The 21,543-nt window shown below is 70.7% G+C and carries 15 protein-coding genes; 4 read left to right on the forward strand and 11 right to left on the reverse strand.

From position 1 onward, the window contains the following. Positions 1–28 precede the first annotated feature (28 nt). Complete coding sequence (locus ACH4XV_RS13495; RefSeq protein WP_395789304.1) at positions 29–2,431, reverse strand: hypothetical protein; 2,403 nt, start codon at positions 2,429–2,431, stop codon at positions 29–31. A 256-nt stretch (positions 2,432–2,687) separates the two neighbouring features. Between ACH4XV_RS13495 and gabT the strand changes: the two genes are divergently transcribed. Then, complete coding sequence (gabT, locus tag ACH4XV_RS13500) at positions 2,688–4,043, forward strand: 4-aminobutyrate--2-oxoglutarate transaminase (RefSeq protein WP_395789306.1); 1,356 nt, start codon at positions 2,688–2,690, stop codon at positions 4,041–4,043. Positions 4,044–4,275: 232 nt separating this feature from the next. On the opposite strand, the gene ACH4XV_RS13505 is transcribed toward gabT, so the two are convergent. After that, the gene (locus tag ACH4XV_RS13505) at positions 4,276–4,863 is read right to left on the reverse strand and encodes an anti-sigma factor antagonist (protein WP_126638447.1); all 588 of its coding nucleotides are present in this window, start codon (positions 4,861–4,863) and stop codon (positions 4,276–4,278) included. Positions 4,864–5,246: 383 nt separating this feature from the next. On the opposite strand from ACH4XV_RS13505, the gene ACH4XV_RS13510 reads away from it, so the two are divergent. Together ACH4XV_RS13510 and ACH4XV_RS13515 are read left to right on the forward strand one after the other, a co-directional pair. Further along, the gene (locus tag ACH4XV_RS13510; protein WP_395789309.1) at positions 5,247–5,894 is read left to right on the forward strand and encodes a phosphatase PAP2 family protein; all 648 of its coding nucleotides are present in this window, start codon (positions 5,247–5,249) and stop codon (positions 5,892–5,894) included. Between the two features lie 239 nt (positions 5,895–6,133). Beyond that, complete coding sequence (locus ACH4XV_RS13515) at positions 6,134–7,552, forward strand: APC family permease (protein WP_395789311.1); 1,419 nt, start codon at positions 6,134–6,136, stop codon at positions 7,550–7,552. A gap of 99 nt (positions 7,553–7,651) precedes the next feature. Here ACH4XV_RS13515 and ACH4XV_RS13520 read toward each other — a convergent pair whose 3' ends face one another. From ACH4XV_RS13520 to ACH4XV_RS13555, 8 genes are all read right to left on the reverse strand, one after another. Next, positions 7,652–8,446, reverse strand: a complete 795-nt coding sequence (locus ACH4XV_RS13520) for a tyrosine-protein phosphatase (protein WP_395789313.1) — start codon at positions 8,444–8,446, stop codon at positions 7,652–7,654. Between the two features lie 106 nt (positions 8,447–8,552). Further along, complete coding sequence (locus ACH4XV_RS13525) at positions 8,553–9,512, reverse strand: metallophosphoesterase (protein WP_395789315.1); 960 nt, start codon at positions 9,510–9,512, stop codon at positions 8,553–8,555. A 164-nt stretch (positions 9,513–9,676) separates the two neighbouring features. After that, the gene (locus tag ACH4XV_RS13530) at positions 9,677–11,179 is read right to left on the reverse strand and encodes a CoA-acylating methylmalonate-semialdehyde dehydrogenase (RefSeq protein WP_395789317.1); all 1,503 of its coding nucleotides are present in this window, start codon (positions 11,177–11,179) and stop codon (positions 9,677–9,679) included. A 237-nt stretch (positions 11,180–11,416) separates the two neighbouring features. Next, entirely contained in the window at positions 11,417–12,847 is a 1,431-nt protein-coding gene (locus ACH4XV_RS13535; RefSeq protein WP_395789319.1) for an NAD(P)/FAD-dependent oxidoreductase, read from the reverse strand. A 105-nt stretch (positions 12,848–12,952) separates the two neighbouring features. Further along, positions 12,953–13,753: an ABC transporter permease gene (locus ACH4XV_RS13540; protein WP_078977419.1), complete on the reverse strand. Its 801-nt coding sequence runs from the start codon at positions 13,751–13,753 to the stop codon at positions 12,953–12,955. After that, positions 13,753–14,685, reverse strand: coding sequence for an ABC transporter permease (locus tag ACH4XV_RS13545; RefSeq protein ID WP_395789984.1), 933 nt, complete (start codon positions 14,683–14,685; stop codon positions 13,753–13,755). The genes ACH4XV_RS13540 and ACH4XV_RS13545 overlap by 1 nt, the downstream gene beginning before the upstream one ends. A gap of 5 nt (positions 14,686–14,690) precedes the next feature. Then, complete coding sequence (locus tag ACH4XV_RS13550; RefSeq protein ID WP_395789321.1) at positions 14,691–15,842, reverse strand: ABC transporter ATP-binding protein; 1,152 nt, start codon at positions 15,840–15,842, stop codon at positions 14,691–14,693. Positions 15,843–15,944: 102 nt separating this feature from the next. Next, complete coding sequence (locus ACH4XV_RS13555; protein ID WP_395789986.1) at positions 15,945–17,441, reverse strand: gamma-aminobutyraldehyde dehydrogenase; 1,497 nt, start codon at positions 17,439–17,441, stop codon at positions 15,945–15,947. Between the two features lie 365 nt (positions 17,442–17,806). Between ACH4XV_RS13555 and ACH4XV_RS13560 the strand changes: the two genes are divergently transcribed. Continuing rightward, the gene (locus tag ACH4XV_RS13560; RefSeq protein ID WP_395789323.1) at positions 17,807–19,420 is read left to right on the forward strand and encodes a PucR family transcriptional regulator; all 1,614 of its coding nucleotides are present in this window, start codon (positions 17,807–17,809) and stop codon (positions 19,418–19,420) included. Between the two features lie 7 nt (positions 19,421–19,427). Here the strand turns inward: ACH4XV_RS13560 and ACH4XV_RS13565 are convergent, their stop codons facing one another. Beyond that, positions 19,428–21,305, reverse strand: a complete 1,878-nt coding sequence (locus ACH4XV_RS13565) for a protein kinase (protein WP_395789325.1) — start codon at positions 21,303–21,305, stop codon at positions 19,428–19,430. Positions 21,306–21,543: the final 238 nt, after the last annotated feature.

The raw sequence follows: 21,543 nt of genomic DNA on the forward strand, positions 1-21,543 counted from the left end.
CTGGAGTGGGAGAGGTCTCCAGTGTGACTCAGCGGCCGAGATCGATCAGCACGGGAGGCGTGCGCTCGCCTTTTCGGGTGGTCAGGCTGAGCACGGCGTGCCCGGTGGGCAGGTCGCTGGTCAGCTCGGCCGGCGACCAGCGATAACGCTCGACGGTGCGGGTGGTCACCCGCTCGGAGCGTCCGCTCGCCTTCTCGCCGAACAGCGCGCCGAGCACCGAGTAGCGCAGCCGCTTGACCAGGCCGCCCTCCGGCGAGCCCATGGTGATCGAGCGCTCCTGCTCCCTGGTCATGCCCCAGTGTTCGGCGAACAGTTCGGCGTCGGCGCGGGAGGCGCCCGGGACGATCGCCTTGCAGCCGGCCGCGGCGAACACGCCGTGCCGCAGCGCCGGGGCCAGGTCGTCGAGCGAGCGCACCGACAGGACCAGGCCGGCCCGGCGGTTGCGGGCCCACTGCAGGCCCTTGGCCGCGTACTCGTCGATCAGCCGTCCCGCGTCGTCGGCGACCAGGCACGCGAACACCCGGCGCGGTCCGCGTTCGCGCCGCGGGGTGGCCATCGCCTGGACGAACTGGGCCAGCACGAGCCGGCCGATCAGCCGGGCCGCCTCGGGGTGCGCCGCCTCGTTCAGCGCGATCCGCACCCGCAGCGGCCGGTCGATCTCGCCCGCGCCGAACCGCTCCCGGTCGGCGTGGAACAGCTCGGCGACGCCGGGCCGTTCCAGCACCGCGAGCCGCTGCACCAGCATCCGCGCGTCGTCGTCGCCGCGCGCCATCGCCCGCAGCGCCCGCTCGTGTTCGGGGTAGCGGCCCGCCGCGCGCAACGCCTCCTCCAGCGCGGTCAGCGCGGCCTCGGTGCCGTCGAGCAGGTCCAGCAGCGTACCCACGTCGGGATAGCGGTCGTGCCCGGCCACATACGCGCCCAGCACCTGGCGCAGCGCGTTGCTCGCGCCCTCGCCCAGGCCCAGCGCGCTCGGCGGCAGCGCGGCGGCGGCGAGCCGATCGGCCGCGTCCTCGGGGGTGCCGGCGCCGCCGTAGAGGTCCAGGCCCCACGGCGAGTCGCGGTCGCCGACGATCACTTCGCGGTCGTAGCCGCCGGGGCGCTCGAACTCGTCGCCCTTGGCGTCGATCACCAGCAGCGAGGCGGTGCCGGTGAGCGCGCGCAGGCTCATCGCCTCCACGACCGGTTCGAGCAGCCGCCCCGGCTCGCCGGCCCGGGACGCGCCGACCACCAGCATCGATGCGCCGAGCACGTCCGGGTCCAGGGCGAAGTCGGCGGCGCGGTACAGCGCCGGATTGCGCGCGTGGTCGGTGCCCGCCCCGATCCGTACCTGCCCGGTCAGCAGGTCGTGCTCGGCCCGCCGCGGCCGCACATCGCGCTGCCCGGAGCCGTGCCGACAGGCCGCGGCGCCGTGATCGACGATCTCCTCGGCCACGTCCGCCAGATACTCGGGGTCCTGGTCGCCCGCCTCGATCACCCGGCGCAGCCGCAGGTAGTCCACGTCCCGCAATCGCCCCGCCGCCACCTCGTCGTCGAGCACGTCGGCGGCCTCGTGCTGCCCCGCGTCGCGCAACTCGGGCCACAGGTCGGCGTCGACGGGCGCCTCCTCGTCCTCGGGCGTCGCGTGCTCGCGCGGGGCGCGGGTGTACGGCTCGACCACCACGCGCCAGCGGCCGAGCACCGCGGCGGCGTAGACGAAGCCGCCGTTGTAGACGAGGCGCACCAGCCACTGCATGTCGTGCAGCGCCCCGCGCGGGAAGATCAGCAGGAGCAGCGCGACGAACGGCCGCATCAGCACGATCCAGGCGACGAAGCCGAGCACCAGGAACAGCGCGGCCCGGCGCCACTGTTCGGGGCGCGGACGCCCGTTCAGCTCGGCGCGCCGGTCCAGTCGTTGCCACCACGGGCGCAGGAACGGCCAGGCGATCTCGTACCAGCGGCCGAGGTAACAAAAGAGCGCGAACACCAGGACGTAGAGCAGGTTGTTGAACAGCAGCGGCCACAGGAACTCGGGCAGGATCTTCCGGACCAGCCAGACGTAGGCGAGGATCACCCAGTTCAGGCTCGCGATCGCGATCACCAGCCACAGCACGGCCCTGCGCACCAGCGCGGCCTCGGGCCGGGTGCGGGCGTCGCGCTCGGCCGCGCGCAGCCGGATCTCCCGCTCGTCGCGCCCGAATCCGTAGATGCCGGGGGCCTCGCGGTGTCGCGGCCCGCGCAGCCAGCCGCGCAGGTCGAAGCCGTCGGGGTCGAGGCCGCGTCCGGGCGAGGCCGGCGCCGGCACCCGGGCCCGGCCGGCGGGCGGGCGACGGCCCGGCGGCTCGTCGGCGCGGGTGCGATCGCTTCGGCCGCGATCACCGCGGCTGCGATCACCGCGAAGGGCCTCGGCCTCGACGGCCCGCGACGCAGGGGAATCCGACCGTTCCACGTTCACGCCTCGCCCTTCCGGAACCACACCTTCGGCCGGGACTCAATCTAGGCGCGGAACCCGCGCTCGTGACGATCATTCCGAGGCGAGTCCGCAATCCGTTCGGAGTTGTTCTGCCCGATCGGCATTTGTCCATCCCGGACACAAGCAACCGGGCGACTCACCGATGCGGCGCATGCGGCGAACACCACCCGGCGCCTAGCCTGCGGAGAGGACCACGGTGCCACCGCGCCGACCCACCTCGACCCCACAGGAGACCAGCATGGGCGCTTCGCAGCCCGGCGGGCCCTCGCTCCCGCAGGAGCGCCGGCTCGTCACCGCCATCCCCGGCCCGAAGTCGACCGAGCTGATGAACCGCCGCAACGCGGCGGTCCCGCGCGGCGTCAGCACCACCCTGCCGGTCTTCGTGACCCAGGCGGGTGGCGGCGTGGTCGTCGACGTGGACGGCAACTCGCTGATCGACTTCGGCTCCGGCATCGCGGTGACCAGCGTCGGCAACTCGGCCGAGGGCGTGGTGCGTCGCGCCTCCGAGCAGTTGCAGCGCTTCACCCACACGTGCTTCATGGTGACCCCGTACGAGTCGTACGTGGCCGTCGCCGAGCAGCTGAACGAGCTGACCCCCGGCGACCACGACAAGCGCACCGCGCTGTTCAACTCGGGCGCCGAGGCGGTGGAGAACGCGATCAAGATCGCGCGCGCCCACACCAAGCGCCCCGCCGTCGTGGTGTTCGACCACGGCTACCACGGTCGCACCAACCTGACCATGGCGCTGACCGCGAAGAACATGCCGTACAAGGAGTCGTTCGGCCCGTTCGCGCCCGAGGTGTACCGGGTCCCGGTCGCCTACCCCTACCGCTGGCTCACCGGCGCGGAGAACTGCGCCGAGGAGGCCGCCGCGCAGGCGATCGACGCGATCACCAAGCAGATCGGCGCGCACAACGTCGCCGCCGTGGTGATCGAGCCGATCCTGGGCGAGGGCGGCTTCATCGAGCCGGCCAAGGGCTTCCTGCCCAGGATCGTGGAGTTCTGTCGGGAGAACGGCATCGTCTTCGTCGCGGACGAGATCCAGACCGGGTTCTGCCGCACCGGCCAGTGGTTCGCGTGCGAGGACGAGGGCATCGTGCCCGACCTGATCACCACCGCCAAGGGCATCGCGGGCGGCCTGCCGCTGGCCGCGGTGACGGGGCGCGCCGAGATCATGGATTCCGCCCATGCGGGTGGTCTGGGCGGCACGTACGGCGGCAACCCGGTCGCGTGCGCCGCGGCGCTCGGCGCGATCGAGACCATGCGCGCGCTCGACCTGAACGGCGCGGCCCGCCGGATCGGCGAGATCATGCTGGGCCGACTGGGCGCGATGAGCGAGAAGTTCGCCGAGATCGGCGATGTCCGCGGGCGCGGCGCGATGATCGCGATCGAGCTGGTCAAGCCCGGCTCGAAGGAGCCGAACCCGGAGCTGGCCGGCGCGCTCGCCAAGGCGTGCCACGCGCAGGGCCTGGTGGTGCTGACCGCCGGCACCTACGGCAACGTGCTGCGCTTCCTGCCGCCGCTGGTGATCCCGGAGGACCTGCTGGTCGAGGGCCTGGACCTGCTGGAGCAGGCCTTCGCCGCCACGGTCTGAGTCGGGCGCCACCCCGAACGGCCCGAACGGTCCGATCACCACGAACCCCCGGTCACCGGAATGCTCCGGCGGCCGGGGGTTCGGCGTCGTGTCGGGAAATCGGGTCGCAAGGTCGGACCCGCGCTCGGCGGGCGACCGCATCCAGATGCTTCGGACCCGGATTCGGGACTCGGGACTCGGGGTTCGAGGATCGGGGTCGAACGATCGGGGTCGAGCAATCGGGTTCGGGCGATCAGATCCGTGGTCGGCGCGGCGCCGGAGCGATCCGCTCGACCATGGTCAGGCCCGGGACGGCGTCCCACCCGCACAGGGCGAGCACGCGCACCATCTGCCGGCTCGCGCCGACCAGAACCATGTGCCCACCACGCCGCGCCAACGCGCCGGCCTGGTCGACGAACACGCGCAGCCCCGCGACGTCGATGAACACGAGCTTGCTCACGTCCACCCGGACGTCGCCACCGTCGCGCGCGGCGGCGGCGAGGACGCGGCGCACCACGTCCACGTTCGCCAGGTCGATCTCGCCTTCGAGCCGGAGGCCGCGCGGTCGGGTGGTGCGCACGACGCGAAGCTGGCGGTCGCTGGTCAGGACCACACCCATCGCGCCCGCGCCGCGACCCGGCCGGGGTTCCACCGAGGAATCGAACACGGCACCGCCCGCCTTGACGCCCTTGGAAACCACCGGAGCCTCGATCCGGCGGACGCGCCCGCTCCCCGCAGGGGCCGGGATGCACGGCACGCGGTATGTCGAGTAATCGGACTCTTCAACCACCTGGCCAACCCTACCTTTGCGTGCTGACAGCAGAGGGGCGATCGACGACATTGCGTCAATGCGACGTCACTCAAGCCGCCGTCTATTTGTCCTATTTACGGATGTTCTCCGTGTGCTTGGACCCTCCGGGGTGTCCGGAGTCACGCCACGCACGCTGTGACCCCGCTCACAACCTTCAATGCTCCAACGTACAGCGTGTATGTCCCACCTTCCAGGCCGTGGAGAACGTGTGCAGGGTTTGTAAGGAGGCCGCGCGTCGGGGAACTCGACAACGCCTTCTCCGCGTATCTTCGAGTGAGATGCACAGACCTTCCTCCGACACCGGCCCTGAGCAAGCCGGTGGCCGCCCCGGGACAACGCCCCCCGTTCCGGGGCGGTGGTCTGTTCACTCACAGTACACGCGCCGCCTCGCAGCGCCGCTGCTTCTCGCCGTCGTGCTCCTGGTGCTCACCGTGCAGGTGATGGCCGAAAGCGGACCCTCGATCACGCTGGACCGGATCGTCCGCGACGGCACGCGGAACCTCGCCGAGGCCACGGGCGCGGCCTGGCTCGACGGACCCATGCACACCCTCGCCGACCTCGGTGGACCGCTCCCCGCCGGCTTCACGCTCGCCGCGGCGGCGCTGTTCGCCGCGTGGCGGCTGCGCCGGGCGTACCCGATCACGATCGCGGCGGGCGCGGTGCTCGTGGTGACGGTCGCGGTGATCGCCGGCAAGGACCTGATCGGCCGGACCGGGCCGAGCGAGTCGCCGCTGCCCGCCGACCAGTGGGGCTTCTTCCCGTCGGGCCACACCGCCACCTCGACGATCTGCTACGGCACGGCCGCGCTGCTGCTCGGGCGTGTCGGCTCCGCGCGCGCGGCCCGGTGGTGGCGTCACGGCGCGGTGGTGTTGTGCGCGGCGATCGGCCTCTCCCTGTTGTGGTGCGACTACCACTGGTTGGCGGATGTGCTGGCCGCGTGGGCCCTGTGCGGGATCGTGTTGTGGGCGGCGGCGCACCTGACGGCCCGGATGGCGACCCGTCCGACGCACGGCCCGGCGGACCGGACGAGGACCGGATCCGGCGACCGTCTCGCCAGGTGAACGGTCGGAGAACTTTTCCCGCATGCCGATCTGCGGATTACGCACCATCACCTGCCAGCTTGAAGCGTTATCCGACGAAATCCGGGTGAACAACCTACGGAATCAGTTGGTAGCGGAACCTTGACGCGTGATCAAACGGGCGTTTGTATTACGCCGCACCGTTCGGAACGTGCGAACGGCTCACATCCGTCCCGGAGGCGATAAACCGCACCCCGCTCTGTCCCGCAGAGGTAGCGCTCATGGCTGTAGAAACCACCCCACCGCCGTCCGGGACCCTGACTCCAGTCACGCTCGAAGACGTCGGTGGCGCACCCGCCCCGCTCAAACGATCCATCGGGGTCGTCGGCGGCACACTGCTCACCCTGTCCTGTCTGACCCCCGCGTCGTCCCTGTTCGTGATCGTGCCGGGCATGTTCGCGGACCTGGGGTCCGGCACCTCGCTGGCCCTGGTTGTGGCCGCCGTGCTCTGTATCGGGGTGGCGTTTTGCTACTCCGAGTTGGGCACGCTGATCCCCAGCGCCGGCGGCGAGTACGCCATGGTCGGCACCCTGATGGGGCGCTTCATGGGCTGGCTGGTGTTCATCATCGCCACCGTCGTGGTGATGATCGTGCCGCCGATCATCGCGCTCGGCACCGCCGACTATCTGACCTCGATCGCCACGGTCGACACGATGTGGGCCGGCGCCGCGGTGATGATCCTGGCGACGATCATGGGCCTGCTCGACCTGCGCGCCAACGCGTGGGTGACCGGTGTGTTCCTGGCCCTGGAGGTGGTCGCCGCGGCGATCGTGGCCTTCCTCGGGTTCGGCAACGTGCACCAGTCCGCCTCGACGCTGGTCAAGCCCGAGGTGGTCGCGGACGCCGCGGCAGGCACCACCGACCCGCTGAAGATGGGCCTGCTGATCGCGGGCATGGCCGGCGCGCTCTTCGCGTTGCAGGGCTTCTCCACCGCGGTCTACCTGGCCGAGGAGATGGAGAACCCGCGGCGCACGGTCTCGCGCACGGTGTTGTGGACCCTGGGTCTGGGCGGCGTGATCCTGATCGTGCCGACCATCGCCATCTCGCTGGGCGCGCCGTCCCAGGCGGCACTGGCCGAGGGCGACATCCTCGGCCTGGTCGAGGGCTGGTCCAACCACGGCATGGCGACCTTCATCGGGCTGTGCATCGCGCTGGCGATCATCAACGCGGGCGTGGTCATGGTGATCCAGAACTCGCGCGTGGTCTACGCCTCGGCGCGGGACAGGGCCTGGCCCGAACCGATCAACCGGGCCTTCGGCAAGGTGAACCGGTTCGGTTCGCCGTGGGTGTCCACGTTGGTGGTCGGTGTGCCGGGCGCACTGCTGTGCTTCGTCAACCTCGACATCCTCGGCGAGGTCACCGGCGTCGCGGTCGCCGCGCTCTACCTGACCGTGGCGCTGGCCGCACTGGTCGCCCGCCGGGGTGTGCACAAGAGCGGCCAGGCGTGGCGGATGCCGCTGTGGCCGGCGATCCCGGTGCTGCTGATCGCGGCGATGATCTACGTGCTGACCGAACAGCCGATGCGCGCGCTGGAGATCACCGGCGGCATCGTCGTGGTGGCCGCGCTGTACTGGGTGCTCTACCTGCGCCCGCGCCAGGAGACCCGCTGGAACATCAAGCTGATGGCCGACGACTCCTGAACCCTCCCCGGTTCCCGTGACCACCCGCCCGAGGGCGGTGCCTCCTCCTGTGGGCACCGCCCTCGGGTGTGCTCCGGGCCGGTACGGCTCGGCCCTTCGTCAGTCGGTCAGCAGCGCCGCGCGCAGCCGCTCCAGTCGGTCCGCGTCCAGGCCCAGGCCGCGTTCCAGGTAGGCGTCGAAGCCGCCCCAGTGGGTGTCCATCACCTCCAGCGCGCCGCGCAGGTACTCCTCGCGCACCTCCAGGAACGGCCGGAACAGCTCCAGCAGGCCGGGGCGCATCGCGAGCCGGTCGCTGTTGGGCGTGTAGCGGTGCGCCGGGTCGTTGCTGATCAGGTAGTTCGCCACCACGTCGTCGACGCCGACGCCCAGGAGGCGCTGGACCAGCGCCGCCGCGATGCCCGCGCGGTCCTTGCCGGCCGAGCAGTGCACCACCACCGGCAGGCCGTCGGCCTCGATCAGCGCGTGCACCAGCGCCGCGTGTTTGTCGACCCGGCTCACCACCTGGTCGCGGTAGTCCGCGGCGATCGACTTCTCCGCCCGCCCGTCGCCCAGCCGCTCGCGCAGCACGTCGAGGTCCGCCGAGCGCATGTCGCGCCAGAACTCCGCGCCCCGGGCCGGGTCGGACATCGACAGGTTGAGCCATCGCGCGCCCTCGGGCAGCACGTCCGCGCCATCCAGCTCGATGTCGGCCGGGCTGCGCAGGTCGACCACGAGCCGGATGCCCAGTCGGGCCAGACTCGCCCGGTCGGCGTCGGTGGGCGTGGCCAGGTGGCCGCTGCGGAAGTAGCGACCGGTCCGGACATGTCGGCCGTCGACGGTGGGCAGACCGCCGATGTCGCGGAAGTTGCGGACGCCTTCGAGAGCGACTCCGGCGTGCGCCTGATGTTGTGTCACGTGTCTCCTCGTGCTGGTCGGGCCGGGATGGGAACAGCCGCGATATCCGGGGCCGGGGTCGATCGGTCGGGGTCGATCGGGCCGCCGCGCGGGCTGTGCGTCGGGCTCAGGCGCCCCGTACCGGCCGGGGTTCGCCGAACCGCTCCTCGAACTGCTCGTCGGTCAGCGCGCGCAGCTCCTCGACCGTCACCAGGCCCATCATCAGGTCGGTGAGGAAGCGCGGCGCGGGCCTGGCCCGCATCGCGTCGGTGATCGGCCCGGGCACGGTGTGCGCGGCGGATTCCACCCGGCCGTCGGGGTGCAGGGTGAAGGTCCGGTAGCCGGGGCCGTCGAAGTGCCTGCCCTCGTAGTCGATGCTGTACGTGGTCGAGGGCGCCACGAACACCGGTACACCCGCGAACTCGCCCTCCAGGGAGCCGTGCAGGTGTCCGCCGGAGATCGCCCGGATCCGCGGGAAGTCGCGCAGCAGCGCGCCGAGTCGGCCGGAGGGGTCCAGGTTCGGACAGATCTCCGCGAGCGGCGGCTGGTGCAGGAACAGCAGCGCGTGCTCGGCGTCCGAGCCGGCCAGGATCTCCCGGATCCGGGCCGCCTCCGGCGCGCTCAGCTCCGGCCCGTCGGCACGTGTCATGCGGTCGTCGAGGTCGCGGTACACCCCGTCCCCGACGTGTTCGCGGCCGAGCGCGTTGGTGTCCACCATCAGCAGCAGCCAGGACCCGATCCGTACCGCGGGTTCCAGGTGCACGCCGGTGCGGGGCAGGCCGGCGGTGTAGGCGTCGTGGCTGTCGTGGTTGCCCGGGAGGCAGTACACCGGCACCGACAGTCCCTGGAGCACGTCTCCGAGCCGCCGGTAGGCGCCCGGCTCGCCGGTGTCGGCCAGGTCGCCGGAGGCGACCAGTACGTCCGCCGCGGCGAGCGCGTCGGCGGCGCCCTCCAGGGTGGCGGCCAGTCCCTCGTCCGGGTCGTGCTGTACGAATCCGTGGGTGCCCGGGGCGTCCCGGTAGTGCACGTCGGAGATCTGGATCAACCGAACGGCGGTGTCGCCGGCCGGACTGTCTTGGATGGGCATGCGCCGTTCCCCTGTCACGTCCGTAACGGCCGTCGACTGATCATCTGACGACCCGTCACGCATGCTGCCAGGGAAGGCGCGTGGAGGAAATGGCGAAGCCCGCCGGACCACGTCGTCGGGGTCCGGCGGGCTCGCCGTGAGGTCTCGCCGAGGCGAGGAGGCGATCAGTCGTTGGTGGGGAAGCCCAGGTTGATCCCGCCGTGGCTCGGGTCGAGCCAGCGCTGGGTGACGACCTTGCCCCGGGTGAAGAACTGCACGCCGTCGGCGCCGTACGCGTGCAGGTCGCCGAACAGCGAGTTCTTCCAGCCGCCGAACGAGTAGTAGGCGACGGGGACCGGGATCGGCACGTTGATCCCGATCATGCCGACCTCGACCTCGTTCTGGAACTTGCGGGCCGCGCCACCGTCGTTGGTGAAGATCGCGGTGCCGTTGCCGTACGGGTTGGCGTTGATCAGGGCCAGGCCCTGGTCGTACGAGTCGACCCGGAGCACGGAGAGCACGGGGCCGAAGATCTCGTCGGTGTAGATCGACATCTCGGGGGTGACGTTGTCGAACAGGGTCGGGCCGACCCAGTAGCCGTCGGCCGTGTCGTCCCCGTTGATCGGGTGGGTGCGGCCGTCGACCACGAGCGTCGCGCCCTGGTCCACGCCGGCCTGTACATAGGACAGCACCTTGTCGGCGTGCTGCCGGGTGACCAGCGGGCCCATCTCGGACGCGGCGTCGTTGCCCGCGCCGACCTCGAGCTTGGTCATCCGCTCCTTGATCTTGCCGATCAGCTCGTCGGCGATCGGCTCGACCGCGACCAGGGCGGAGATCGCCATGCAGCGCTCACCGGCCGCGCCGAAGCCGGCGTTGACCGCGGCGTCGGCGACCAGGTCGAGGTCGGCGTCCGGGAGCACCAGCATGTGGTTCTTGGCGCCGCCCAGGGCCTGGACACGCTTGCCGTAGCGGGTGCCGTTCTCGTAGACGTACTTGGCGATCGGGGTCGAGCCGACGAAGGACACCGACTTGATGTCGGGGTGCTCCAGGATGCGGTCCACCGCGACCTTGTCGCCGTGCACGACGTTGAACACGCCCTCGGGCAGGCCGGCCTGCTTCCACAGCTCGGCGAGGAAGTTCGCGGTCGAGGGGTCCTTCTCGCTCGGCTTGAGGATCACCGTGTTGCCGGTGGCGATCGCGATCGGGAAGAACCACATCGGGACCATCGCCGGGAAGTTGAACGGCGAGATGATCGCGACCGGGCCGAGCGGCTGGCGGATCGAGTAGACGTCGATGCCGGTCGACGCCTGCTCGGAGTGGCCGCCCTTCTGCAGATGCGGGATGCCGCAGGCGAGTTCCACGACCTCCTGGCCGCGGGCGATCTCGCCGAGCGCGTCCGAGTGCACCTTGCCGTGCTCGGCCACGATGATCGCGGCCAGTTCGTCCTTCTTGGCGTTGAGCAGCTCGCGGAAGTTGAAGAGCACCTGGGAGCGCTTGGCCAGCGAGGCGTTGCGCCACGTCGCGAAGGCCCGGACGGCGACGGAGACGGCCTCGTCGACCTCGGCCACGGACGCGAAGTCGACCGTGCCGGTGACCTTGCCGGTGGCGGGGTTGTGGATGTCGCCACGACGCTCGGACGTCCCCGTCCACTCCGCGTTGGCAATCCAGTGGGTTACGTGGTTCGTCACGGGTCCGACCTTCCGAGGGGATGTGGTTTCGCCAGTCTGCGTGGTCCGGTGCGGGCGGCTCAACCTTCAGGTTGTCGGCGGTTGCGGCTTTTGGCTTACAGACCGTCTCGGTCAGGTTCTTGGTGCCCACCCGTACCGCCCGTTGCGTTTCGAGCCAAGGCTGCGGATCCAACCGCGAAGGGGTGGGCGGATCGGGCCCCTCGGCCCTGGTCCGTCCACCCCTTCGGGGACTGCTGCTCAGCTATCGAAACCCATGCCCAACTTGTCGAGGGTCTTGAGCCACAGGTTGCGCTTGCCGGCGTTTTTGTCGGCTCGGTCCATCGACCACTTCGTCATCGTGACGCCGGCCCACTTGATCGGTTCCGGGGGGAACGGGAGGGGCTTGGTGCGGACCATCTCCAGTTCGGTGCGCTCGGTCGGGCGGCCGTCGAGCTTGTCGAGCATCACCTCGGCGCCGAACCGGGTCGCGCCCACGCCGAGGCCCGTGTAGCCCATCGCGTAGGCCACCTTGCCCTTGTACGCCGTGCCGAAGAACGCCGAGAACCGGCTGCACGTGTCGATCGCGCCACCCCACGTGTGGGTGAAGCGCAGACCTTCGAGCTGCGGGAACGTCTCGAAGAAGTGCCCCGCGAGCTTCGCGAAGGTCTCCGGGCGCTGGTCCAGCTCCGGGGACATCCGCGAGCCGTAGTGGTAGACGGCGTCGTAACCGCCCCACAGGATCCGGTTGTCCGCGCTCAGCCGGTAGTAGTGGAACTGGTTGTTCGTATCGCCGATGCCCTGGCGGTTGTTCCAGCCGATCGCCGCCAACTGCCCGGCGCTCAGCGGCTCGGTCATCATCGCGTAGTCGTACACCGGGACCACGAACGGTCGCAGCCGCTTGACCAGCGACGGGAAGACGTTGGTGCCCAGCGCCACATGGCCCGCGAAGACCCGCCCATAGGGCGTCTTCAGCAGCATCCCCGAGCCGTGCTCGGCCAGTTCGGTCACCTTGGTGCGCTCGAAGACGCGTACGCCGAGCGACTCGCACGCGGCCTTCAGGCCCCAGGCCAGCCGGGCCGGGTCGACGATCGCGCAGCCCGTCTTGTCCCAGACGCCCGCGAGGTAGGTGGGCGAGTCCACCTCGGCCCGCACCTCGTCCCGGTCCAGGAAGGTCAGTTCGGTGCCGTACTTCGCCGCGAGGTCGATCTCCTCGCGCAGTTCCTCGACCTGGTGCGGCTGGGTAGCCACGTTGAGTTCACCGGTGCGTCGGAAGTCGCACTCGATGCCGTAGCGCTCGATCGCCGCCTCGATCTCGTCGAGGTTCTCCTCGCCGAGCCGTTCCAGCCGAGCGAGTTCGCCCTCCCAGCGGTCGAGGCCGTTGTAGAAGCCGTGGGTCAGGCTCGCGGCGCAGAAACCGCCGTTGCGGCCCGAGGCCGCCCAGCCGATCTCGTGCGCCTCGATCAGGACCACGTCCCGCGAGGGGTTGCGCTCCTTCGCGATCAGCGCGGTCCACAGGCCCGAGTACCCGCCGCCGACCACCGCGAGATCGCAGTGGTCGTCGCCGATCAAGGCCGCGTGCGGCGCGGGGCGGTCCGGCTGGTCCAGCCAGAAGGGAACCGGCGCGGCGTCCGCGAGCGAGCGGACGGCCTCGACCGAGGGGGCAGGATCCGACGTGTTCCGGGGACCCATGGGGTTTCACCACTTTCGCGATGCCCGCCGGGGTTCCTGGTCGGACCCCGGCGGTTTCACCGCATAGCTACGGATCTGGGAGTGTTCATCATCCAACAGGCGTGGCTAGGCGCGTTGCCTGGCCCGCCGCGACGCGCGGATCTGCCCGATCATCACGATCAGTACGGCGATCACGAACATCGCCGAGCCGATCACGTTGATCTGCGGCGGGGTGCCGCGCTGGGCCGCGCCGTACACGAACATCGGGAACGTGACCGTGTTGCCCGACGTGAAGTTGGTGATCACGAAGTCGTCGAAGCTGAGCGCGAACGCGAGCATCGCGCCGGCTCCGATGCCGGGTGCCGCGAGCGGCAGGGTCACCCGCAGGAACACCTGGGTGGGCGACGCGTACAGGTCCTGCGCGGCCTCTTCGAGCTTGGGATCCATGCCGAGCACCCGGGCCTTGACCGCGACCACCACGAAGCTCAGGCAGAACATGATGTGCGCGATCAGGATGGTCACGAAGCCGGTGTTGATCCGCATGTTCAGGAACAGCGTGCCGAGCGAGGCGCCCATCACCACCTCGGGCATCGACATCGGCAGGAACAGCAGCGTGTTGATCGCGCCCCGGGCCCGGAACCGGTAGCGGCCGAGCGCGAAGGCGATCGCGGTACCGAGGGCGGTGGCGATCAGCGTGGACAACACCGCGATCTTCATGCTGACCTCGACCGAGTCGCAGATGCCCGCGACCCCGCACGGCTTTTCCCACGCGTCGGTGGTGAAGCCGTTCCAGGTGTAGTTGAAGCGCCCGTTCGGGTCGTTGAACGAGAACATCAGCACGACGATGTTGGGCAGCGTCATGTAGCCGAGCGCGAGCAGGCCCACCAGCACGATGACGTTGCGACGCAACCAGTTGACGACGGCCATCAGACCAGGTCCTCCGTCCCCGCCTTGCGGATGTACGCGGTCACCATCAGCACGATCAGCAACATCAGGATGAACGACAGGGCGGCGGCGGTCGGGTAGTCCAGGACCCGCAGGAACTGGGTCTGGATCACGTTGCCCGCCATGCCGGTGTCCGGCGAGCCGAGCCACTGCGCGTTGACGTAGTCGCCGGAGGCCGGGATGAAGGTGAGCAGCGTGCCGGAGACCACGCCCGGCAGCGACAGCGGGAAGGTGACCTTGGCGAACGTGGTGCGCGGCGAGGCGTACAGGTCGCCGGCCGCCTCGTGCAGCCTCGGGTCGATCCGCTCCAGGCATGCGTACAGCGGCAGCACCATGAACGGCAGGAAGTTGTAGGTCAATCCGCAGATCACCGCGAGCGGCGTGGCCAACACCCGGTCGTCCTGGGTGAGTCCGAGGAACGCCGTCACGTCGGTGAAGCGCAGCGTGTTGAGCGCGTCCACGACGATCCCGTTGTCCGCGAGGATCGTCTTCCAGGCCAGGGTGCGGACCAGGAAGCTGGTGAAGAACGGCGCGATCACCAGCACCAGCCACATGCCGCGCCACCGGCCCGCCTTGAACGCGATCGCGTAGGCGAGCGGATAGCCGATCACCAGGCACATCACGGTCGCCGCGGCGGCATAGCCGAACGAGCGCAGGAACTGCGGGTAGTACTGCTCGATCGCGTCCCAGTAGGTGGCCCAGTGCCAGGTGAGGTCGTAGCCCTTGGTCAGGTTGCCGCTCTGGAGCGAGGTGGAGCCCTGGACCACCATCGGAATGGCGAAGAACACCACGAGCCACAGCAGGCCGGGGGCGAGCAGGGCGTACGGCACCCATCTGCCGCGCCGCGCCGGCTCGTTGGCCGCCTTGTCGGTGGTGTCCGCACCTCCCGTCGTGCCCGTGCCGAGGGTGCCCAGCGCGCTCACGCGGCGTCCTCGCTCGCCTCGGCGATGCCCGCGGTGAGGTCGCCCGATTCGAGCCCGAAGCCGTGCTCCGGGTTCCAGTGCAGCAGCACCCCCGCGCCGGGTATCAGGCGCCGGTCGCGCTCCATGTTCTGCTCGAAGACGGTGAATTCCTGGCCCCACGGCATCCGCACCACGTACTGGGTGGAGACGCCGATGAACGCGGCGTCCACGATCACCCCGCCGTCGAGGCGGTTGCGGCCGTCCGCGACCTTCGCGTCGGCCGCGTGCACGATGGTGATCTTCTCGGGGCGGATGCCCATCACCAGCCGGTCCCCGTCGGCGGCGGAGCGCGCGGCGGGCAGCACGAGCCGGTCGCCCTGCGCGTCGAGCAGCAGGTCGCCGTCGGCGCGCCCGGTCACCTTGGCCTCGACGAGGTTGGACTGCCCGAGGAAGTTGGCCACGAAGGTGGTGCGGGGCGACTCGTACAACTCGACGGGGGAGCCGAGCTGTTCGATGCGGCCGCCGTTCATCACGGCGATGGTGTCGGCCATCGTCATGGCCTCTTCCTGGTCGTGCGTGACGTGCACGAAGGTGATGCCCACGTCGGTCTGGATACGCTTGAGTTCGAGCTGCATCTGTCGGCGCAGTTTGAGGTCGAGCGCGCCCAGCGGCTCGTCCAGGAGCAACACCTGCGGCGTGTTGATCAGCGCCCGGGCCACCGCGACCCGCTGCTGCTGGCCGCCGGAGAGTTGGGTCGGCTTGCGCTTGGCCAAGTGTCCCAGCTCGACCAGGTCGAGCATGTCCTTCACCTGCCCCGTGGTGTCCTTGACGCCGCGGCGGCGCAGCCCGAAGCCGACGTTGTCGGCCACGCTCAGGTGCGGGAACAGCGCGTAGTTCTGGAACACCGTGTTGACGGGGCGCTTGTACGGCGGCAGCGCCGTGACGTCGCGATCGCCGATGTGGACGGTGCCCGTCGAGGGCTGCTCCAGTCCGGCGATCATCCGCAACGTCGTGGTCTTGCCGCACCCCGAGGCGCCGAGGAGGGCGAAGAACGATCCCGCGGGGATGGTCAGGTCCATGGGGCGGACGGCCGTGAAGTCACCGTAGTGCTTGCTCAGACCCGCCAAGGAGACATCGCCGGAGGCGCCGGCCCGCTGCTGCTCAGTCATGTTTCCTCTCGCCGCCCGGGACGGGTGAAGGCCCGTCCGCCGGCCACACGAGACGGCCGAAAGCTCTCGCTCTCGGCCGCCGATCCGGAAGGTGGGGGGTGTCTACCGAGCTCCGAAGATGGTCCGGTGCCAGTCCTTGCGGGCGATGCCCGTGCCGTCGTACATGACGTGCTTGACCTGGGTGTACTCGTCGAAGGAGTACTGCGACATGTCCTTGCCGAAGCCGGATGCCTTGTAGCCGCCGTGCGGCATGTCGCTGATGATCGGGATGTGGTCGTTGACCCACACGCAGCCGGCCTGGATCTCCCGGGTCGCGCGCAGCGAGCGGAAGATGTCGCGGGTCCACGCCGAGGCGGCCAGGCCGTACGGGGTGTCGTTGGCGAGCCGGATGCCCTCGTCGTCGCTGTCGAACGGCAGTACCACCAGGACCGGGCCGAAGATCTCGTCCTGCACGATCTCGCTGTCCTGGGCGGCCCCGGTGACCAGCGTCGGCCGGTAGAAGGCGCCCTTGGCCAGGTCGCCGCCGGGGATCTCGCCGCCCGTGACGATGGTGGCGCCGTAGCCGCGGGCCCGCTCGACGAAGCCGGCCACCGACTCCTGCTGGCGGCGCGAGACGAGCGGGCCGAGGTCGGTCGCGGGGTCCGTCGTGTCACCCAGGCGCACCCCCTCGTACAGCTCCGCGACCCCGGCGACGAACGCGTCGAAGAGCGGGCGCTGGACATAGGCGCGGGTGGCGGCGGTGCAGTCCTGGCCGGAGTTGATCAGGGACGCGGCGACCGCGCCGTTGATCGCGGCGTCGAGGTCGGCGTCGTCGAAGACCACGAACGGGGCCTTGCCGCCCAGTTCGAGGTGCAGCCGCTTGACCGTGCGCAGGGCCACCTCGCCGACCCGCTTGCCCACCCCGGTGGAGCCGGTGAAGGAGACCATCGACACGTCGGCGTGGCCCATCAGGTATTCGCCGACGGTCCGTCCCTTGCCGGTGACCACGTTGACCACACCGTCGGGGATGCCCGCGTCGGTGCATGCCTGCGCGAACATCAGCGAGGTGAGCGGGGTGATCTCGGCCGGCTTGAGCACGATGGTGTTGCCCGCGGCGATCGCCGGGAGGATCTTCCAGGCGGCCATCTGCAGCGGGTAGTTCCACGGCGCGATCGAGCCGACCACGCCGATCGCCTCGCGGCGCACCATGGAGGTGGAGCCGGCCGCGTACTCCCCGGCCGCCTTGCCCTCCAGATTGCGCGCGGCGCCCGCGAAGAACGCGGTGTTGTCGATCGTGCCCGGTACGTCGAACTCGGTGGTCAGCCGGATCGGCTTGCCGGCCTGCGCGCTCTCCACCCGGGCGAAGTCCTCGGCCCGCTCCTCGAGCAGCGCGGCCAGTTTGTTCAGCGCGCCGGCCCGCTCGCCCGGGGTGGCGCCCGACCACTGCGGGAAGGCGCCCTTGGCGGCGGCGACGGCCGCGTCCACGTCCGAGGGGTCCGCGAGGGTCAGCGTCTCGACCGTGTCGCCGGTGGCGGGGTTCACGACGTCGAACGTCTCCCCGGACGAGCCCTGCCGCAGTTGTCCCCCGACGTACTGATGACCGTTGCCGAAGTCCTGCATAGGCATGGAAGCCCTCCAAGGGAATTTCGATGAGCCGACGGGGCGTCGCGGGTGGTGGTTATGCGCGTGAGCCGCGTCAGCGTAGGACGATGCCGTTTCGACACGGGGTGCCGCAACAGGCACATCGACAGGTAGAGGACCATGGCCTTTACAGGTCGTGAATCGACCGGGCTAACCCCGGGGCGGGAGGTCGAAGCCGCCCTCGACCTGTCACCATGGAAGCACCGCCCGCCGAGCCGTTTACAGCTTGCTCACGGTTTGCTCGCGGGTTTCCTTCTCTCAGGATCCCTCGGGTTCCCCTCGCCTTCCCCTCGGGAACCAACCGCCCCGCGGTCGGGTCGTAGTCAGCACGCGGAGGTTGTCGAATGTTCCCCACCGTTTCCGACGTACTGGCCCTCGATATCGTCCGGCGTGGCCGCCCGCAGGTGGTGGCGGGCGAGCGTGGCCTGGCCCGTCCGGTGCGCTGGGTGCACATCAGCGAATTGCCCGACGTGACCCGCCTGCTCAAGGGCGGCGAGTTGGTGATGGCCACCGGCATCGCGCTCCCGGAGGAGCGTGAGGGGTTGCAGCGCTACATCCGCGATCTGGCCGAGGTGGACGCCGCCGGGCTCGTGCTCGAACTGGGCCGGCGCTACACCGAACACCTGCCGCGCGCGCTGGTCGCCGCGGCCGAGCAGGCCGGCCTGCCGGTGATCACGCTGCGCAACGAGACCCGGTTCATCGGTATCACCGAGGCCGTGCACGCGCTGATCATCGACGCCCAGTTGGCCGAGTTGCAGGCGTCCGAGGCGGTGCACCAGGCGTTCAACGAGCTGGCCGTGGAGGGCGCCGAGCCCGCCGAGGTGGTCCGCCAGGCGTCCCGGATGGCCGGGCGGCCGGTGATCCTGGAGAACCTGGCGCACCAGGTGCTCGCCTACGACGCGGCGGGCGTGGCGGCCGAAACGCTGCTGGAGAACTGGGAGGACCGCTCCCGGCAGCTGCGGTTGTCCACCCGCACCGCCTTCGACGAGCGCACCGGGTGGCTGGTGACCACCGTGGGAGCCCGGGGGCACGACTGGGGCCGGCTGGTGCTGGTCGGCGACGGCACCCCGCCGCCGGCGCAGCAGACCATGCTCCTGGAGCGGGCCGCCTCCACGCTGGCGTTGAACCGGCTGGTGGTGCGCGACCGGGAGAGCCTGGAGCGGCAGACCCACCGCACGCTGCTGTCCGGGATCCTGACCCACTCGTACACCGTGGCCGAGGTGACCCTGCGCGCCCGCGCCCTGGGCATCCCGCTGGAGGGCCGGCGTCTGGTCGGCGTAGTGCTGCGACTGCGGCGCAACAGCACCCCCGCCGCGCTGGAATCCCAGGCCCGGCTGCGCGACTTCACCGAGATCGCCGCCGCCGCGGTGCGCGAGCGCCGGTTGGCCGCGCTGGTCGGCGGGCTCGACGACGACAATGTCGGGCTGCTCGTCGCGCTCGCCTCGCAGGACACCGAGGACGGCGCGCTGGAGGGCTTCTCCGCCGCGATCCGCCGGCTCGCGCCGGACCTCGCGGACGACATCGTGGTCGCGGTGGGCTCCTCGGTGGGCGCGGCGCGCGACGCGCGGCGCTCGCTCCTGGAGGCGACCCAGGTCGCCGACGCGGCGCTGCACCAAGGCGGCAAGGCCGCGTTCTACCGGCTGCCCGACGTGCGGCTTCGCGGTCTGCTGCACCTGCTGCGCGACGACGCGCGGCTGCAGACCTACGTCGAGCGCGAACTCGGGCCGCTGCTGGCCTACGACGCGCAGCAGGGCACCCAGTTGGTCCCGATGCTCCGGGTCTATCTGGAGCACGGACGCAACAAGTCCGCCGCCGCCGATGCCGCGCACCTGTCCCGGCCGTCCTTCTACGAGCGGCTGCACCGGATCGAGCGGGTGCTCGGCGTGGATCTGGACCAGGTGGAGAGCTGCCTGTCGCTGCACGTGGCGCTGCTCGGCCTGGAGGCGCTCCGGCGCTGACCGCCGCTCAGGCGGCCGGCCGGGTGCCGGCAAGGGTGAAATCGTTCATCGCGAGCGCGTGCAGGACCGAGTCGCGCGGCCACAGCTGCTCGGTGCCGAACACATCGACCTCGACGTAGATCCCGTCGATGATCACCGACGCCAACATCGCGTGCCGGGCAATACCGGACTCGGTCCAGGTGTATTCCCAGACCACGCCTTTCCGGCCGTGAATGGCACGCGACTCGAAGGTCACTTTCCGATAGTCGCGAAATACCCGGGCCGCGTTCTGTTCGTCGTCGCGCCACTGTTCCAGCAGGTCGCTGGTCTGCTGGAAGGCGGTCCGCCCGGTCAACACGGTCGGGCCGGCCGGGTCGGTGTAGATCACGCTCTGGTTCTGCTCCCTGCGGGTCCAGCCCTGCGGGACCTGCCAGGCGAAGGTGCTCTCGTCGACCCGGCGCACCGGGATCGGCGCGCTCCCCGGGGGCGCGGTGGGGTACGCGGCCAGGCCGGCGAGCGGATCGGCGGCCGGTCGTGAGCCGGACCCGGTGACCGTCGGCGGGTTCGGCCGGGACGACGCCCCGCCCGCGTCGCCGCCCCGGCCGTCGGCGCGGGCGAGCAGCACCGCCGCCACGATCGCGCCCGCGACGAGGAAGGTGACGATCGGGAGCAGGACCGCCAACAACCGACGGCGCGAGCGGGCCGGCCGCCGGCCGCGGGAGGGCAGCGGGAAGGTCGGCGGATCCCCGGCGCCCGGCGGGCCGCCGGGTCGGCGTCCGGGCGGCGGCGCGGCGGGCACCCGGGGCAGCGGGTCGAAGGATCCGGCGTCGTCGGGGGCGGGCCGGGCGGTGGGCAGCAGGTCGCGCAGCGGCGGTTGCCGGTGCGAGGAGGGCAGCAGCGTCGCGTCCGGGTCGCTCGTGTCGGGGTCGCCTGCGTGCGGGTCCGTCGCGGGCGGGTCGCTCGGGTGCGGGACGGTCACGGCCGGCTCCCCCGCCTCCACCGCCCCGGGCGCCGACGTCCACCCGAGCAGGGTGGGCCGGATGGGCCGGGTCGGATCGCCCGCGCGCCGGCGGCCCTCGGCGGCGACCACCGCGCTCAGCCGCGCCTCCACCTCGGCGCTGTTCGGGCGCAGCGTCGGATCGCGCCGGAACAGGTCGCGGACCAGTGGCTCCAGCGGCCCGATCTCCTCCGGCACCTCGGGCTCGGCGATCACGATCGCGTGCATCGTGGCCACCGGGGTGGCCCGTCGGAACGGCGAGGCGCCGGTGACCGCCGCGCACAGCGTGACGCCCAGCGACCACAGGTCCGAGGCCGGTCCCGGGTGTTCGCTCTCGATCCGCTCCGGCGCCATGAACTCGGGCGAGCCCAGGATCGCGCCGGTCCCGGTCAGTCCGCTCACGCCCTCCAGGGCGGCGATGCCGAAGTCGGTGAGCACCGCGTGCCCGTCCCGCTCGATCAGGACGTTGCCCGGCTTGACGTCGCGGTGGATCACCCCGTGTGCGTGTACGACGCCGAGCGCGCGGGCGATCTGTACCGCCATCGCCGCGGCGGCGTGCGGGGTGAGCGGCCCGTCCTCGGCCAGGATCGTGTCCAGTGAGCGGGCGTCGAGCAGTTCCATGACGATCCACAACCGGTCGTCGTCCTCGACGTAGTCGTAGACCCGCACCACGTTGGGGTGGTTGATCCGGGCGGTCGCCTGGGCCTCGCGCAGACTTCGCTCGCGGAAGGACTGCGACGCGTTGCGCCCCCAGCCCGTGCTGATCACCTTCGCCGCGACGGGTCGCTCGAGCAGGCGGTCGCGGGCCCGCCACACGGTGCCCATTCCGCCGCTGCCGAGCACGCTCACCAGCTCGTAGCGCGCTCCGACCACGAAGCCCGTCCCACCGTCACCAGGCGCGCCCGACATCGGCTTTCCCCCAGGTTCGCCGCTTTTCAAGATCAGACTATTTCAGCTTTACCAGGGTTATCCCCCAAAAGCCGTCCTAAAGCTTAGGACGGACATGGTAGAACGAATCGTCACACATAGCGGGAGGGGGATACCGCATGTTCCTACGGAGAAAAGTTCGATCAGAAAATGTCAAGCGAGCCGCGTTGATCATTTCTGTTCCGATCGGAATAGGAATGATTTTGAACGCGGGCCTGGC

The organism is Embleya sp. NPDC020630 (assembly GCF_044334985.1).
Classification (GTDB): Bacteria; Actinomycetota; Actinomycetes; order Streptomycetales; family Streptomycetaceae; genus Embleya.